Below are 15800 nucleotides of genomic sequence, written 5' to 3'. Positions count from 1 at the left end.
GGCGTCTATCTCGGCTTGCAACGAAGGCGGCTTGGCCTGCACGTTGCCGGTCGTGGCCGGTTTGACGACGTCCACACCGTGTTGGTCGAGCAGCGCGCGGCCCTGTGCGCTCAGCAGGTAGTCCTCGAAGCTGCTCGCGCCCATACGGTTCGGGGCATCGTTGAGAATCGTCAGCGTGTAGCTGGCCTTGGCCTGCAACTCGGGCGCCGGACGGAGCGCCGGGATTTTCAGGTCGGAGGTTTCGGTGGAGTAGAAGAAACCGGCATCGAGCTGGCCGGATTGCAGGCGGCCCACCAGCGTTTCCTCAGGCAAAACCTGGGCGGGATTTTCCGCGTCGCCCAAGGTCTTCTCAACGAGGTCCGGCTGATGATAAAGCGCCGCGGCCTTCGTCATCATATCCACGGTAAAGGCGCCCTTCGGATCGAGCTTCGGATCGGTACGGCCGATCCGGATGCCCGGCTCCTGCAACACCTGATCCCAGCGTTTGGTCTTGAAGTCCGCCGCGAACTTGCTTTTCGGGTTGTAGCCGATCATCAACGGCGACTCGGCGAAGGTCACGTACCACGTGACGTGGTCGCCGTTCGCGTCGCCCATCAGGCTGCTGTTCACCGTCGGGCTGGCGCTGATGAACACGTCGCCGCGGCGCAGCTTGCCTTTGATCTCGTTGGCGATCTTGTTCGAACCCGCCGCATAGCCGCGGAATTGCTGACCGGTAGCCTTTTCGAAGGCCGGGCCGACACTGCGCTCCATCAGATTGACGAGCGAACCGGCGTATAGCACGTTGACTGTGTTGTCCTGCGCGAAGGCGGGTGCGGCTGTCATCACGCCGGTGACAATCATGAGAGAAGCGAGCAGCTTGCGAATCATGCGATTAACCCCGATACGTTATTAAGAGCGCTATATTACGACGTCATCGCGTGGCGTTGCACGTTGCTGCGCACTCAGTGGGGTCAAGTGAGATCAGTTGAGCGGGAAAATCCGCACATAGCTGGTGCCGCCCGTACTGCCGGCGCGGTCGATCGCGTACAACGGATGGCGGGGGGCGTCCACGGCCACATTCGCTTTGCACTTGCGACAGCTGCGCCAATGCTTCATCGCGGCTCCTGCGTAATGCGAGCGCCGCGCCTTGTTCCTGCTGCACGCGCTGTTCCGCGGCCTCGCGGCGGTTCCACGAAACATACCGTGATATTCGAGAGGATATAACGAAAGGCGGCGCGCGTGTAGTGTGGGCGGCTTTACCTGCTTCGCGCGAACTCGAGAAACGCCCGCACGGCGGGCGCCCGTTCGAATTTTCGATAGGCAAGAGCAATTTCCGACGCGATCGGTTTGCCGGCAATATTTCGGTAGACGACGCCCGGCAACGCGATGCAATCGGCCAGCGTATGCGGAACGACTGCCACGTTGCCGCCTAGCGATACGCAGGCCAACACCGCCGCGAGCGTGCCGGGTCGGGATCCGAGCCGCGGCGAAAAGCGCCCGCGCCGCGCGACTTCGAAGGTGCCGGCTTCCTGCTCCGGCATGACGAAACATTGATCGCGCAGTTGTGACGGCTTGATGTCGGGCAAGCCCGCCAGGGCCGAACTTGCCGGCAGCGCGAGGACGAACGCATCGCGGTGCACGGTGCTTGCCTGAATGCCGTCGACAAGCGGCATCGGCGGGCGCACGTAGGCGGCGTCGAGCAGGCCGTCGCGCAGCATGTCGGCGGCGCTGTCCATCGGCACCTCGCGAATCGAAATGTCGACGCCTGGATAGCTGGCGCGAAAGCCGCTGACTGCCGCTTGCAGGACACCCGCATAGGCGGCCGATGCGACGTAACCGACTTCGATCCTGCCCAGTTCGCCGCGCTCGGCGAGAATCGCGCGCTCTTCGCCGCGCGCGAGGTGGTCGAGCGCGCTGAGCGCTTCCGCCAGATAGGCGCTGCCCGCCGCGCTCAATGCCACCGACCGTTTGGTGCGATGGAAGAGCCGCACGCCGAGTAGCCGTTCGGCTTCCTGGATCAGCTTGGTGAGCGATGGGGCCGCGACGTCCAGTTCATCGGCGGCGCGGGAGAAATGCAGATGCTTCGCGACGCAAACGAACGCATGGATATGGCGAAGCTCGAGTTTTCGCATGGTCTTCAGTATTTCCGCCAGAGCTAATTATGTTGTGATTTTATGCTAATGACAGGCAACAGACGTTTCGCTACCATCGAATCACTTCGATTCGACTCCACCTGCGCCGCATGTCAACCACGTCCGCCCGTCCCGTACTGCCCGCCGACTCCAGACCCGTCAATCCCGCGTTCGTGCTGGCCACCGCGTCGGCGACCTGTGCGCTGATCGTTCTCGACACCAATGTCGTGGCCGTCTCCTTGCCGTCGATCGCGCGCTCGTTTCACGCGAGCTTTGCCGATGTCGAATGGGTGGTCAGCGCGTACATGGTCGCGTTCGCGTCGTGTCTGCTGCCCGCGGGCGGTCTTGCCGACCGCGTCGGCCGCAAGCGGATGCTGCTGCTCGGGCTCGCGGTGTTCTTTCTGGCGTCGCTGGGCTGCGGGGCGGCGCCATCGGCGGCCATACTGAACGTGGCGCGCGCGATCAAGGGCGTCGGCGCCGCGATGCTGCTCACCGCGGCGCTCGCCGTGATCGCCAATACGTTTCACGAAGGGCCCGCACGCGTGCGCGCCTGGGCCGTGTGGGGCACCTGCATGGGCCTTGCGACGACGGTGGCGCCGCTCGTCGGCGGGGTGATTACCCAATGGCTCGGCTGGCGTTGGATCTTCCTGCTCAATCTGCCCGTGTGCGCCGTGCTCGCGTGGTGCGCGTCACGCTCGATTCGCGAGTCGAGAAATCCTCAACCCGGCCCGCTCGATGCCGCCGGCAGCATGCTGTTCGGCCTTGCGCTAGCGCTCGGCATCTGGGCGTTGATCGAAGTGCCGGCCGACGGGCTTGCGAGCTGGATCACCGCTGCAAGATTCGCCGCATGCGTGCTGCTGCTTGCCGCATTCATCAAGGTGCAACGCTCGCGAGCGCATGCGATGGTCGACCTTGCGCTGTTTCGCCAGCGGCGCTTTGTCGCCGCCGTGCTCGCCATGTTCGGCTATGCCGCTTGCGCCCAGGTGATGATGACGTTTTTGCCGCTCTATCTGCAGAACGCATTCGGCCTGTCGGCGGTGATGGCGGGCGTCGGCATGCTGCCGTTCGCGCTGGCGATGGTGCTTGGACCGTACATCGGCGCGGCACTCGCGAGGCGGATGTCGGGCATGGCGTTACTGTCGACCGGGCTGTTGCTGATCGCGACCGGCAATCTGCTGACGGCGCTGGTCGCCGGCGATACGCGCTATGTGCTGGTGGCGCTCGGCATGGTCGTGACCGGGCTGGGCGCGGGCATCATGAACGGCGATACGCAGAAGGCCATCATGGCGTGCGTGCCGCCTGACCGGACTGGCATGGCGTCCGGTATCAGCACGACGACGCGCTTCACGGCCATTGTGACTTCAGTGGGTGTGCTGGGAGCGGTGCTCGCGGCCCGCACGCACGCCGCATTTGTCGCCGCCACGCGGATGACGCCTGATATCGGCAGCGCGCTCGACGCGGGTTTCATGTCGCGCGTGCTGGCTGGCGATACGGCGCAAGCTACGGCGCATCTGCCGCCGGCGCTGCGGGCTACCTTGATGTCGGCCGCGCACGCGAGCTTTGCCAGTGGTTTTGCCGCGGCGCTCTATCTGGCTGGCGCGGTGGCGGTGGCGATTGCGGCGGGCATCTGGGTGCTGGGTCGCAAGGGCGAAGCGGTTCGGGGGAGTGGGGTTACGTCGAACGGTTAAAGACGCGATCCAGGCTGCGCCGCCCCGGCCGCCTCCTTTTCCGATATTGTGTGCTGCTCGTGCGCGCTGAAACCGCGGCGCGCGCTTCTTCGCGGGCCGTTTCCACCACCGGCCAAGCTGCTAAACGGCTAAACGCGATACTTTCGACCTTTGGCGCTGGGCCCGTCAGGCTTTGGAGCTCAAGGGCGCGCTGCTGGGCTGGACGCCTTTCGTGCAGCGCGCAATCCGGGCGCAGGCGAGAAAGGGGCTCGACCTCTATCGGCGCCGGCAGCGCCGCGCGTAACCGGTCAATTCGGCGTCCTGCGTCCGGCCTTGCTATGGACCGGCCAGTTGATGCAGTATTTTGTGACATGGAAAAGCGGGGAATGCTATGCCTGTAACGGATGAGTCATGGGAAACCTGGCTGAGCAGCAACGTCGCGCGCGGATGCAGCGCGGACTCGATGATCGACGCGATGGTGCAAGCCGGGTTTGCCACGCAAGCCGCGCACGCGGCGGTACACAAAGCGTTCGGCGGGAATCCGGCGCAAGCGCCGGCCGCCGCGCCCGCGGCAACCGAGGCCGCGCTGGTGAAAGCCGCGCCGCAAACGTACCAGTACGACGAGTCGCCCGTTGCGCGCGGCAATGTGATCCGCGCGCACGATCGCGACGTCCACGTGCTGATGCGCTGCGAGCGGCCGCAAGTGATCGTGTTCGCGGATGTGCTGTCGCCGGATGAATGCAACGAGATGATCGAACGCTCGCGGCATCGGTTGAAACGCTCCACCACGGTCAACCCCGCCACCGGCAAGGAAGACGTGATCCGCAACCGCACCAGCGAAGGCATCTGGTATCAGCGCGGCGAAGACCCGTTCATCGAGCAGATGGATCGGCGCATCTCGAGTCTGATGAACTGGCCGGTTGAAAACGGCGAAGGGCTGCAGATTCTGCATTACGGCATGACCGGCGAATATCGCCCGCATTTCGACTATTTCCCGCCCGATCAGGCCGGCAGCGCGGTGCATACCGCCCAGGGCGGCCAGCGGGTGGCGACCCTCGTGATCTACCTGAACGACGTGCCCGACGGCGGCGAAACGATTTTCCCGGAAGCGGGTATGTCGGTTGCCGCGAAACAAGGGGGCGCCGTCTATTTCCGCTACATGAACGGCCAGCGTCAGCTCGATCCGCTGACCTTGCACGGCGGCGCGCCGGTACTCGGCGGCGACAAATGGATCATGACGAAGTGGATGCGCGAGCGCGCCTACGGCTGACAGTCACCTCTGCACGCCGCGAATGGCAAGAACACGTGCATGCCTACCCGCATGCCCACTCGCGCGGCGCGCTATTCGGCCGTGCGAGGCGCGGCGGCTTTTCCAGGTGCGCCGGCTGACAGTTGTGTGAATGCGTCGCGCGCGCTGAGATAGCCCTTGCGCATGAAGTTTCCCAGACGGTGCTCCATCAAATCTGACATTGAATATGTTTTTAGCGTCGGCCCATTTCCGAAACGTCGTGCGAAACGAAACGGGATGGCCACCTATCATCCGTTGCTTTTAGTCCGCCTCGCCAGGTTGACCGCGTTCCCGGTCTGCATGTGTTGAGCGAACGAACTCTGGATGTGGGGAAAGTAGACGTATGCCTGTCGTAAATGATGCCGTGAAGACCTGGTTGAGCAGTCATGTGGAGCGCGGCTTTAGCCCAGCCGTTCTGGTGGACGCGATGGTGGACGCCGGCTTCGAGTCGGAACTCGCGCGCGCTACGGTGAATGCTTCGTTCAATACCGCCGAGGCCGCAAGCGCCGCCGTTGCCGACGCGCCATGCGGGATCGACACAGCCGCGGGCGAATACCACTACGATCCGGCGCCGGTCGCCGCGGGCAATCTGATCCGTGCTTATGATCGCGACGTCAAGGTGTTGATGCGCTGCGAACGGCCGCAGATCGTCGCGTTCGCCGACGTGATGTCGGACGCGGAATGCGACGAGATGATCGACCGGTCGCGTCCGTTACTCAAACGGTCCACTACCGTCAATCCGCAGAACGGATCGCATGATGTGATCGCCAATCGCACCAGCGAAGGCGCCTGGTATCACCGAGGCGCGGACCCTTTCCTCGAGCGGCTCGAAAAGCGCTTTGCCAGCTTGATGAACTGGCCTGTCGATCATGGCGAAGGGTTGCAGGTGCTCAGATATGGGGTGGGCGCCGAGTACCGGGCGCACTTCGATTATTTTCCGCCGTCGCAGACCGGCAGTGCGGTGCATATGGGGCGTGGCGGCCAGCGGGTTGCCACGCTGGTTTTATATCTCAACGACGTGGCCGCCGGCGGGGAGACGTTTTTCCCCGAGTGTGGGGTCTCGGTTGCGCCAAGGCGCGGGGGCGCGGTCTATTTTCGCTATATGAACGAGAAGCGGCAGCTCGATTCTTTGAGCTTGCACGGAGGCGCACCTGTTCTGGAAGGCGAGAAATGGATCATGACCAAGTGGGTCAGGGAAGGGCTTTTTGCCTAGCGCTCAAGCCGTCTTTGTAGACGTCCTGGTTGTGCCGTTCCATATAACGCTCCGGCGTCGCCAGTTCCTTGAAGCCGTGCGGTTTGTAGACGTGGTGGGCGTCTGTCTCTCCGCTTCACATTCTCCCTTTGAGCCCGCTTTGCGCTCAGCTCTTTGCCGGGTCTTCGGTGCCGCGTGAACCGCCGCCGATGCTTTGGCCCGCGTCGTGCGCGAGGCCCATGTAGCCGATCACCGAGATCAGCGTCAGCACGCCGGCAAACAGAAACGCCAGGCGGAAGTCGTCGAGTGTGAAAACGTGGCCGGTCGTCTCGCCATTGAAGAACGCGGCGGCGCGCAGTGACACGGCGCCGAAAGCAATCCCGAGGCCGAGCGTCATCTGCGCCGCCGCGCTCCACAGCGTGCTGGCGGCGCTCATCTGCGGCTGTGCGACGTCGGCGTAGGCGAGGGTGGCAAGCGTGGAGAATTGCATCGAACGCGCCACGCCGTAGACGAAGACGACCAGCAGGACCAGCACGAGCGGTACGTTCGGCGTCAGCAGCCCGCATGCAATGATGGCGACGCCGGCCAACGTCACGTCGACAATCGACACCATCCGGAAACCGTAACGCTGCAAAATGCGCGTGGTCAGCGCCTTCATGCCGAGGTTGCCGACCGCGCTTGCGAGCAGCAGCAAGCCCGATTTGAACGCGGACAGGCCGAAGCCGATCTGGAACAGCAGCGGCATCAGATAGGGCACGGCGCCAATGCCGATGCGCGTGAACGACCCCGTCACCACGGTCACGGAAAAGGTCGGAATCTTCAGCGTGGAGACGTCGATCAGCGGATGCGGATGCCGCTTCGCATGCTGGAATGCCAACACGCCGGCCAGCAGGCCGCCCACAATGAACGCCGCGGCAATCCACGGATTCTCGCCAGGCTGGCTCGCCAGTTCGGCGCCGTACAGGATCGCGGTCAAGGTCACGCCGCTCAGCAGCAGACCCACCATGTCGAGCGGCTTGCGTTCACTCCCGCGCAGGTTCGGCACCAGGACGAGCGCAATCGCCATTGCCGCCAGGCCGAACGGCACGTTCAGCAGAAAAATCCAGCGCCATGACGCGTAGGTCGTGATGAAACCACCGATCGGCGGACCCACCACCGGCGCGGCGATCGCCGGCCAGGTGATGGTCGAGATGGCCTGCATCATGCGGCTCTTCTCGGTGCTGCGGACCACGACCAGGCGGCCCACCGGCACCATCATTGCTCCGCCGATGCCTTGCAGAAGCCGTGCCGCGGTGAACTCGGTGACGTTCTGCGATATCCCGCACAACACCGAAGCCACCGTGAAAACGCCGATCGCGCTGAAGAACACGGTGCGTGAGCCGCAGCGGTCGGCGACCCAGCCGCTCGCCGGAATAAAAATCGCCAGCGCCAGCATGTAAGCCGTCATGCCGAGGCTGAGGCTGTTCGGACCGACACCGAACGAATGCGCCATCTGCGGGAGTGCCGTGGCGATGACGGTGGTGTCGAGGTACTCCATGAAGAAGGTGGCCGCCACGATGTACGGCAGCCAGCCGACGTGTGAATTGCGTGCGCCGCTTGCTGTCATCGCACCGCCCTCGTTGCAGGGCGCGGGGCGCCGTTGGGGCCTTTAACGTGCCAGGCGGTACCGCGATATCGTGTTGACCTCATGTTCTTGCGACGACCTTTCGAAAGCGTGTTTCCGGCATCCGGACAGAGACGAGCGGGGAAATGGCGGCCCATACGGTGACGTATTCGTGGAAATACGCCTCGTGGCCGCCAGCCTCGAATCGTAACGCAACAAATCCGGTTGTAGCGCCGAGAATCGCTTCAGGGTGTCATGGACTCGCGCGCCGACTCGCGCTGTCCATATGCTTCAATCCTTCGCCGCGTACTCGCGATCGAGCTTGTCGTACAGCGGCTTGTTGACGAGCCGCTGGCGTTCGCTGAACGGCGCGACGAGCGTGGCGTCTTCATCGAGGCGGCCATTGCTCTTCAGCGTGCCGAGGGCGCGCTGCATACCGAGCACCGCGCTTTGCAGCGCCGCGTTCGCGTACAGCACGATGCCGTAGCCGAGCTTGCCAAGCGCTTCACGCGATTGCACCGGCGTCTTGCCGCCGATCACGATGTTGATCAATTGCGGCGTGTCGAACAGCGACGGCAAACGTTCGATGTCGGCGAGCGATTCGGTTGCCTCGATAAACAGAATGTCGGCGCCGGCTTCGATGAAACGGTGGCCGCGCTCGATCGCGTCTTCGATACCATGGACCGCCGCCGAATCGGTACGCGCCATGATCTGCAGATTGTCGTCTTCACGGGCATCCACGGCGGCGCGGATCTTGCCGGCCATCTCGCTCGCGCTGATCACTTCCTTACCGGAGAAGTGGCCGCATTTCTTCGGCATGATCTGGTCTTCGAACTGGATCACGTCGGCGCCGCTGCGCTCCAGCACGCGCACCGTCTGACGCACGTTGAGCGCGTTGCCAAAGCCGGTGTCGGCGTCGACGATCAGCGGCAGCGCGACGGCGTCGCGAATCCGCGCGCAATGCTCGGCGACTTCGGCAAGGCCGATGAAGCCGAGATCGGGCAAGCCAAGCGACATGTTGGTGACGCCCGCGCCCGTGATGTAGATCGCTTCGAAGCCGGCGTCTTCGATCACGCGCGCGCTCATTGCGTTGAAGGCGCCCGGCACGAGCAGGCCCTGGCGTTGGTTGACTTTGGCGCGGAAGGCCGCACGGCGGTTGGCGGATGTGCTCATGAGACTGTCTCCAGAGAGGAAGTGGCTGATAGAAGGCCGAGGTGATTTTGCAGGAAGCGTGCCATTTGCCGGCTTTTCGGGTTCGCGTCGACTAATCAAAAGCTTAGTTGGGAAAGGAGGGTTGCCGCGGTTCATGGCAGAATGACGACGTGTTCCATGAAACGTTTCATGGAACGTTTCAACTAATGGTCGGAGCGTTGCAGTGGCCACTTTCTCGTCATCGCTTGCGAATTCTAATTCTGGCCGGCCAGGCGTCGCCCTGGTCAGTATCAGCCGGTTGCAATCGCTTTGCGAGGCCGTCGCGCCGCGTTATACCGGGCGGGCCCGGTTCTTTTCCGTTCGGGAGGGCTATGGCGCCGCCGTCACGGCGCTGCAGGCCTATGTCGACGCCGGCTCGGTGGATGTCGTGCTGGCAGCCGGATCGAACGGCGCCTACCTGCGCGACAACCTGAGCGTGCCGGTGGTCATGGTCAAGGTGAACGGCTTCGACGTGCTGAGTGCGATCACCCGCACCACGACGGCCTGGCCCGGCGCGCAGATCGGTCTGGTCCTGCACGAAACCATCTCGCACGACCTCGCCGACCTGAGCGCATGGCTGAAGGTCGGCCTGAAACAGCGCGCCTACCGCTCGATCGACGAAGTGCGGCTCGCCGTCGGCAACCTCGCGGCTGAAGGCTGCAGCGTGATCATCGGCCCCGGCATGGCCTGCGATTTCGCCCAGCAGGCCGGTCTGGAGAGTGTCTTTCTGTACTCGCTGGGCGCCGTCGAAGAAGCCTTCGAGCGCTCCGTCGAGCTGGCGCGCGTGAGCCGCCAGAAGGAGTCAAAGCGGGTTCGACTGAATACGATCGTCGCTCATCTGCGCGACGGCGTGGCCGCCTTCGACGACGCCGGCCAACTCGAGGCCGTCAACCCGGCGATGCTCGATCTGCTCGGCCTCGAGCGCGAACAGGACGTCCCGGCGCAATTGACGCGCGCTGTCGGCCCGTTGCTGCGAGAGACGCTCGAGCATGACATGCCGGTCGAAGAGCGCATCGAGCAGATTGGCGGCCGCGCGCTGATCGTCAACTGTGTGCCGATCGTCGAACAGGGCCTGCGTTCGGGCTCGGTGGTCACGGTGCAGGACGCGCTGGTCGCGCAGCGGATCGACCGCTCGCTGCGTACCAGCCAGCGCCCGAAGCATCTGGTCGCGCGACACCAGCTGGAGGACCTGGTGGGCAACTCGGCGGCGCTCGAGCGAGTGCGGCGGCTCGCGCGCGCCGGCGCGGCTCACGATGCCACCGTGCTATTGAGCGGCGAAAGCGGCACCGGCAAGGAACTGGTCGCGCAGGGCATCCACAATGCCAGCCGGCGCCGCGGCAATCCGTTTGTCGCCTTCAATTGCGCGGCGTTGCCCGAAGGGCTGATCGAAAGCGAATTGTTTGGTCACGAGGAAGGCGCGTTCACCGGCGCGCGCCGGGGCGGCAAGCCCGGCCTCTTCGAGATTGCCCACACGGGGACGATCTTCCTCGACGAAATTGGCGAGATGCCGGTGGCGCTGCAAAGCCGGCTGCTGAGGGTGTTGCAGGAGCGCGAGGTCATGAAGCTCGGCTCCGGGCGCGCGACTCCCGTCGACGTGCGGGTGATCGCCGCCACGCATCGCGATCTGCACGCGCTCGTCGAGCAGGGCGTGTTTCGCGCGGACCTGTATTTTCGATTGAACCTGCTTCAGATAGAATTGCCGCCGCTGCGCGCAAGACGTGGCGATGTCGCGCCGCTCGCGCGGCACCTGTTGAACCGCAGCGCGCTCCAATATGGGCTGTCGGGTGCCGGGCTGGAGCGGGTGTTGGTCTTCCTTGCGCCCTTGTTCGAACAGTATGCGTGGCCCGGCAATGTGCGGGAGCTGGAAAATCTGCTTGCGCGCGCCGCGATTTATCTGAGCGATTCGGACAGCGAAGGCTGGCAGGATCTGCAGGTGGTTTTTCCGGAATTCGGCCGGATGCGGCAGACGGACGCTTTGAAAGGGCCAGTTGCAACGGCTCCTGCGGCCGCTGACCTGATTGTTCGCACGCCACCCACCCGCGAAGACGCGCTTCGCGCGCTCGAACAGGCCGGCGGCAATCGCGCCGCAGCAAGCCGGGCTCTGGGAATCGGCCGCACGACCCTATGGCGGCTCCTGAAGGACTGATGCGGTGCAATAGCCGTCGGTCGGTGGATAAATAGCATCAGACTATCGTCACCATTGGAACACTCCGCTTTACCTATTAAGCGTCGTCTGAGATACTGACTCTACTTTCCAACCACTTCGAAAGAGGACTCAGTCAATGCCGATCATCAATAGTCAAGTCAAACCGTTTAAGGCGCAGGCTTATCACAATGGCGATTTCCAGACCATCACTGAAGAAAGCCTGAAGGGCAAGTGGTCGGTTTTCGTTTTCTACCCGGCTGACTTTACGTTTGTTTGCCCGACCGAACTGGGTGACCTGGCCGATCGTTACGCCGAATTCAAGAAGCTCGGCGTGGAAATCTACAGCGTGTCGACCGATACGCACTTCACGCACAAGGCATGGCACGACACGTCGGACACGATCCAGAAGATCCAGTACCCGATGATCGCTGACCCGACCCTGGCAATCTCGCGCAATTTCGACGTGCTGATCGAAGAAGAAGGTCTGGCACTGCGCGGCACGTTCGTGATCAATCCGGAAGGCGAGATCAAGCTGGCCGAAATTCACGACAACGGCATCGGCCGTGACGCTGGCGAACTGCTGCGCAAGGTGCAAGCTGCGCAATACATCGCGGCTCACCCGGGTGAAGTTTGCCCCGCCAAGTGGACGCCGGGCGCTGACACGCTGACCCCGTCGCTCGACCTGATCGGCAAGATCTAAGGTCTCAAAGCCTCTAGCAGTAGGCGCCTTACGGCGCACCGCCGTGCGGACCGCTTCTTACAGCGGTTCGCGCGTCCCCGGACTGCGCGCTTCCTATCCTGATGCGCGCGGCGGCCGGGACCCAACACCCTTCGCCACGGAATCGGAAGCCATGCTGGACGCCAATCTCAAGACTCAATTAAAAACCTACCTCGAAAAGGTTAGCAGGCCTATCGAGATCGTCGCCTCGCTCGACGACAGCGCGAAATCACAAGAGCTGCTGGCATTGCTGAACGATATCGCCACGTTGTCGGAACGCGTCACTGTGCTAGAACGCCGCGGCGACGCGGAGCGCAAGCCGTCGTTCTCGATCGGCGAGCCAGGCAAGGAAACGGGCATCCGCTTCGCCGGCATCCCGATGGGCCATGAATTCACGTCGCTCGTCCTCGCGCTTTTGCAGGTCGGCGGCCACCCGGTCAAACTCGAAGATGCGGTGATCGAGCAGATCCGCAATCTCGACGGCGACTATCAATTCGAAACGTATTTTTCGCTGTCATGCCAGAACTGCCCGGAAGTCGTCCAGGCACTGAACGTGATGGCGCTGATCAACCCGCGCATCCGCCACGTGGCGATCGACGGCGCATTGTTCCAGAACGAAGTCGAAGCGCGCCAGATCATGGCGGTACCGACCATGTTCATGAACGGCGAAGTGTTCGGTCAGGGCCGCAGCGGTGTGAAGGAAATCCTCGCCAGGCTCGACACCAACGCTGGTGCGCGGGCGGCCAAGGAACTGGAAAAGAAGCCGGTGTTCGATACGCTGATCGTCGGCGGCGGCCCCGCGGGCGCGGCTGCGGCGATTTACTCGGCGCGCAAGGGGATTGCCACGGGTGTGGTGGCGGAACGTTTCGGCGGCCAGGTGCTCGACACGCTGGCGATCGAGAACTTCGTCTCCGTGACCGAAACCGAAGGGCCGAAGTTCGCCACGGCGCTCGAACAGCACGTGAAGAGCTACGAAGTTGACATCATGGACGTGCAGCGCGCTGAAGCGCTGATCCCGGGCCGCATCAACGAAGTGCGTCTGGCAAACGGCGCGGTGCTCAAGGCCAGGACCATCATTCTGGCGACCGGCGCCCGCTGGCGCGAAATCAACGTGCCGGGCGAGCGCGAATACCGTAACCACGGTGTGGCGTACTGCCCGCATTGCGACGGCCCGCTGTTCAAGGGCAAGCGCGTTGCGGTGATCGGCGGCGGCAACTCGGGTGTGGAAGCGGCAATCGACCTCGCGGGTATCGTGCGTGAAGTGACGCTGTTCGAATTCGGCGCGCAACTGCGTGCCGACGAAGTGCTGCAACGCAAACTGCGCAGCCTCGCCAATGTGACGATCGTGACGCAGGCACAAACCACGGAAATCACCGGCGACGGCAAGAAGGTCAACGGTCTGGTCTACAAGGACCTGCGTTCGGGCGAAACGAAGAGCATCGAGCTTGAGGGTGTGTTCGTACAGATCGGTCTCGTGCCGAACACCGAATGGTTGAAGGGCACGGTCGAATTGTCGAAGCACGGCGAGATCGTTGTCGATGCACGCGGCGCAACCTCGGTGCCGGGCGTGTTCGCCGCCGGCGACGTGACCACGGTGCCGTTCAAGCAGATCGTGATTGCAGTGGGCGAGGGCGCGAAGGCATCGCTGTCCGCGTTCGACCACCTGATCCGCAATAGCGATGCGGACGAAGTGGTGAGCCAGGCAGAGGCTGAAGCAACAGTCTGATGATTGCGTTTGAGCAGTAGACGGCGGCCTTCGGGCCGCCGTTTTTTTGTCAGTTTTTTTGTCAGATACGCTCCCGTATCAATGCAGATTTTGTCTTCTGGACGGGCCGGCCGACTGCAAAAACCCTAACGGAAGTGCACCGGGACAGGCTGACAAACACCCGTTTCATTCCCTCGCTCCAACCACGCCACGCACGCTGGTGCAGCGCACCCTTCGTTTGGAGGCCCTTACCTACGCCAGCGCTATCTGTGGCTGCTCGGTGCGCTCACCATCACCTTGCCGCTGCACGCCGCCAATCTGGCGTTGCTGACCGGCTGGCCGATATTCTGGTGGTTCGGGCGCATTTTCGTGTTCGGCATTATTCCCGTGCTCGACTACCTGATTGGCGACGACCCGAGCAATCGAGCGCTGCCAGCCTCAGCATTCGTGCAACAGCAATCGCATCGTGACCAAAATCGCATCGTGACCAATCTGTTCCTGTATCAGTTGCAACGTCACGCCGACCATCATGCGAATCCGACGCGCTCTTACCAGGCGCTGCGTGATTTCGACGGCGCGCCGCAATTGCCTTCGGGTTATGCGACGATGATCATGCTCGCGTATGTGCCGCCACTCTGGTTTCGCGTGATGAACCCACGCGTGGTCGCGCATTATCAAGGTGATATGGCGCAGTCGAATATCCGGCCGGCAATTCGTGAACGCGTGTTGGCGCGCTTCGCCGGCTAGTACGGAGTGCTTCATGTAAAAAATCCGCCTGGAGACCGCCTGGCGGATTCTTTTGCGCTCCCGCGCAATCCCGTAGCACTGGTTGAGGAGCCGGCGCAACGCGTTCGAGGGCGTATCGAACCGCTGCAATAGCGCCTTAACGACGGTCGATCGAGTACCTGCCGGCGCCGGTCACGCACAAGAGCAGCAGTCCACCCATGATGCTGATGTTCTTGTAGAAGTTGATCATGTTCGCGTATTGCATTGCACCCGTCATGTTCCAGTAGTGGTGGCCGATGATCGCCGTACCCAGCGTATAGAGCGCCAGCAGCAGCGCAAGCGGTCGCGTATAGAAGCCCACCAGCAGTGCAATGCCCACCACAAACTCCATCACGACAGCGATGACCGCCGATAGCTCAGGCACTGGCGCGCCGCTCGACGTCATATAAGCCACGGTGCCGGAAAAGCCGGTCAGCTTTGACCAGCCGAACATCACGAACAGCGCCATCAACAGGATGCGGGCGACGAGGATGATAGTGTCTTTCTGGTTTTCAAATAGCGTATAGCGCATGATTTTTCTCTGTAGGTCAGGAAGGGCGCGGCTCGCCGTAAAACTTCGCGGCGAGTCGCGCTTGAGCTGGCCAGATCGATCGACCGGATCGAGCCGCTTAAGCCCACAACTCCGACATTTCGATGTTACGCAAATCGAACACCAACACTTCCGCGTCGTGACCGTGCGTGAAGGTCAGGGCTTCTTCGCCGCGGACCCGCGCGCCGTCGCCTTCGCCAAGTTCGACACCATTCACCGTGACGTTGCCGCGCGCCACGTGAATATAAGCATAGCGATTGCTGGCCAGTTCGAGGCGGGCGGTTTCGTCGCCGTCGAAAAGACCGGCATAGACCCGCGCATCCTGTTGCAGCACCAGCGAGTCTTGCGCGCCGTCCGGTGACATCACGAGGCGCAAGACGCCGCGCTTCTGATCCGCGCCGAAGTGGCGTTGCTGATAGCGCGGCGCGGTGCCTTTCTGCGCCGGCGCAATCCAGATTTGCATGAAGTGCACCGGCTCGCTCTTCGAATGGTTGTATTCGCTGTGCGCGACGCCGGTTCCCGCGCTCATCAACTGGATGTCGCCAGGCACGATCACCGAGCCGGTGCCCATGGTGTCCTTATGTTCGAGCGCGCCTTCCAGCACGTACGAAAAGATCTCCATGTCACGGTGCGGGTGCTTGCCGAAACCTTGCGCGGGGGCGACACGGTCGTCGTTGATCACGAGCAGGTCGGAAAAGCCGTTCTGCTTCGGATCGTGATAGTTCGCGAAGGAAAACGTATGACGCGAGCTGAGCCAGCCGTGCTCCGCGCGGCCGCGTTGATTGGCGTGTCTGATATCGAGCATTGTGTTTCTCCTTGGGTTCTGTTGTGCGATCCGGCCAGATGTTTGTCCGCGATCCATGA

The 15800-nt window shown here is 62.9% G+C and carries 13 protein-coding genes and 1 pseudogene; 8 read left to right on the top strand and 6 right to left on the bottom strand.

Going from position 1 to position 15800, the window contains the following annotated elements; all coding sequences use genetic code 11:
- Together QOC89_RS05000 and QOC89_RS04995 are read right to left on the bottom strand one after the other, a co-directional pair.
- Positions 1–867: extracellular solute-binding protein (locus QOC89_RS05000; protein WP_323044010.1), on the bottom strand; the 867-nt coding region annotated here is incomplete at its 3' end.
- 368 nt (positions 868–1235) lie between these two features.
- Positions 1236–2111, bottom strand: coding sequence for a LysR family transcriptional regulator (locus tag QOC89_RS04995; protein WP_323044009.1), 876 nt, complete (start codon positions 2109–2111; stop codon positions 1236–1238).
- 110 nt (positions 2112–2221) lie between these two features.
- Here QOC89_RS04995 and QOC89_RS04990 point away from each other — a divergent pair, with 110 nt between their 5' ends.
- The 4 genes and pseudogenes from QOC89_RS04990 (at position 2222) to QOC89_RS04975 (ending at position 6279) form a co-directional block, all read left to right on the top strand.
- Entirely contained in the window at positions 2222–3799 is a 1578-nt protein-coding gene (locus QOC89_RS04990) for an MFS transporter (protein ID WP_323044008.1), read from the top strand.
- Positions 3800–3932: 133 nt separating this feature from the next.
- Positions 3933–4082 (top strand): annotated as a pseudogene (locus QOC89_RS04985) (DUF4440 domain-containing protein); the annotation flags it as partial.
- 87 nt (positions 4083–4169) lie between these two features.
- The gene (locus tag QOC89_RS04980; protein WP_323044007.1) at positions 4170–5048 is read left to right on the top strand and encodes a 2OG-Fe(II) oxygenase; all 879 of its coding nucleotides are present in this window, start codon (positions 4170–4172) and stop codon (positions 5046–5048) included.
- A 361-nt stretch (positions 5049–5409) separates the two neighbouring features.
- Positions 5410–6279, top strand: a complete 870-nt coding sequence (locus QOC89_RS04975) for a 2OG-Fe(II) oxygenase (protein WP_323044006.1) — start codon at positions 5410–5412, stop codon at positions 6277–6279.
- 145 nt (positions 6280–6424) lie between these two features.
- Here the strand turns inward: QOC89_RS04975 and QOC89_RS04970 are convergent, their stop codons facing one another.
- Positions 6425–7864 carry an MFS transporter gene (locus tag QOC89_RS04970; RefSeq protein WP_323044005.1) on the bottom strand — a complete coding sequence of 480 codons (1440 nt, stop codon included), beginning with the start codon at positions 7862–7864 and terminating at the stop codon, positions 6425–6427.
- 288 nt (positions 7865–8152) lie between these two features.
- Positions 8153–9034: an oxaloacetate decarboxylase gene (locus tag QOC89_RS04965; protein WP_323044004.1), complete on the bottom strand. Its 882-nt coding sequence runs from the start codon at positions 9032–9034 to the stop codon at positions 8153–8155.
- Between the two features lie 202 nt (positions 9035–9236).
- Here QOC89_RS04965 and prpR point away from each other — a divergent pair, with 202 nt between their 5' ends.
- The 4 genes from prpR (at position 9237) to QOC89_RS04945 (ending at position 14368) form a co-directional block, all read left to right on the top strand.
- The gene (gene prpR, locus QOC89_RS04960) at positions 9237–11198 is read left to right on the top strand and encodes a propionate catabolism operon regulatory protein PrpR (protein ID WP_323044003.1); all 1962 of its coding nucleotides are present in this window, start codon (positions 9237–9239) and stop codon (positions 11196–11198) included.
- 136 nt (positions 11199–11334) lie between these two features.
- Complete coding sequence (ahpC, locus tag QOC89_RS04955; protein ID WP_323044002.1) at positions 11335–11898, top strand: alkyl hydroperoxide reductase subunit C; 564 nt, start codon at positions 11335–11337, stop codon at positions 11896–11898.
- Positions 11899–12049: 151 nt separating this feature from the next.
- The gene (ahpF, locus tag QOC89_RS04950) at positions 12050–13642 is read left to right on the top strand and encodes an alkyl hydroperoxide reductase subunit F (protein WP_323044001.1); all 1593 of its coding nucleotides are present in this window, start codon (positions 12050–12052) and stop codon (positions 13640–13642) included.
- Positions 13643–13918: 276 nt separating this feature from the next.
- Entirely contained in the window at positions 13919–14368 is a 450-nt protein-coding gene (locus QOC89_RS04945; RefSeq protein WP_416340355.1) for a fatty acid desaturase, read from the top strand.
- Positions 14369–14504: 136 nt separating this feature from the next.
- On the opposite strand, the gene QOC89_RS04940 is transcribed toward QOC89_RS04945, so the two are convergent.
- Together QOC89_RS04940 and QOC89_RS04935 are read right to left on the bottom strand one after the other, a co-directional pair.
- Positions 14505–14918, bottom strand: a complete 414-nt coding sequence (locus QOC89_RS04940) for a DoxX family protein (protein WP_323044000.1) — start codon at positions 14916–14918, stop codon at positions 14505–14507.
- 97 nt (positions 14919–15015) lie between these two features.
- On the bottom strand, positions 15016–15741 hold the full coding sequence (locus tag QOC89_RS04935) for a pirin family protein (RefSeq protein WP_323043999.1): 726 nt from the start codon (positions 15739–15741) through the stop codon (positions 15016–15018).
- Between the last annotated feature and the right edge of the window lie 59 nt (positions 15742–15800).

The organism is Paraburkholderia sp. (genome assembly GCF_034668105.1).
Taxonomy (GTDB): Bacteria; Pseudomonadota; Gammaproteobacteria; order Burkholderiales; family Burkholderiaceae; genus Paraburkholderia.
Note: the sequence above shows the minus strand (reverse complement) of the source record. Positions and strands in the feature narration are given on the sequence as shown.

Excerpts from the sequence above, each read along its gene's own strand:
- QOC89_RS04965 (WP_323044004.1), bottom strand. The coding sequence starts at position 9,034 with ATGAGCACATCCGCCAACCGCCGTGCGGCCTTCCGCGCCAAAGTCAAC.
- ahpF (WP_323044001.1), top strand. The coding sequence starts at position 12,050 with ATGCTGGACGCCAATCTCAAGACTCAATTAAAAACCTACCTCGAAAAG.
- QOC89_RS04940 (WP_323044000.1), bottom strand. The coding sequence starts at position 14,918 with ATGCGCTATACGCTATTTGAAAACCAGAAAGACACTATCATCCTCGTC.
- ahpC (WP_323044002.1), top strand. The coding sequence starts at position 11,335 with ATGCCGATCATCAATAGTCAAGTCAAACCGTTTAAGGCGCAGGCTTAT.
- QOC89_RS04970 (WP_323044005.1), bottom strand. The coding sequence starts at position 7,864 with ATGACAGCAAGCGGCGCACGCAATTCACACGTCGGCTGGCTGCCGTAC.
- QOC89_RS04980 (WP_323044007.1), top strand. The coding sequence starts at position 4,170 with ATGCCTGTAACGGATGAGTCATGGGAAACCTGGCTGAGCAGCAACGTC.
- QOC89_RS04975 (WP_323044006.1), top strand. The coding sequence starts at position 5,410 with ATGCCTGTCGTAAATGATGCCGTGAAGACCTGGTTGAGCAGTCATGTG.
- QOC89_RS04995 (WP_323044009.1), bottom strand. The coding sequence starts at position 2,111 with ATGCGAAAACTCGAGCTTCGCCATATCCATGCGTTCGTTTGCGTCGCG.
- QOC89_RS04935 (WP_323043999.1), bottom strand. The coding sequence starts at position 15,741 with ATGCTCGATATCAGACACGCCAATCAACGCGGCCGCGCGGAGCACGGC.
- QOC89_RS04990 (WP_323044008.1), top strand. The coding sequence starts at position 2,222 with ATGTCAACCACGTCCGCCCGTCCCGTACTGCCCGCCGACTCCAGACCC.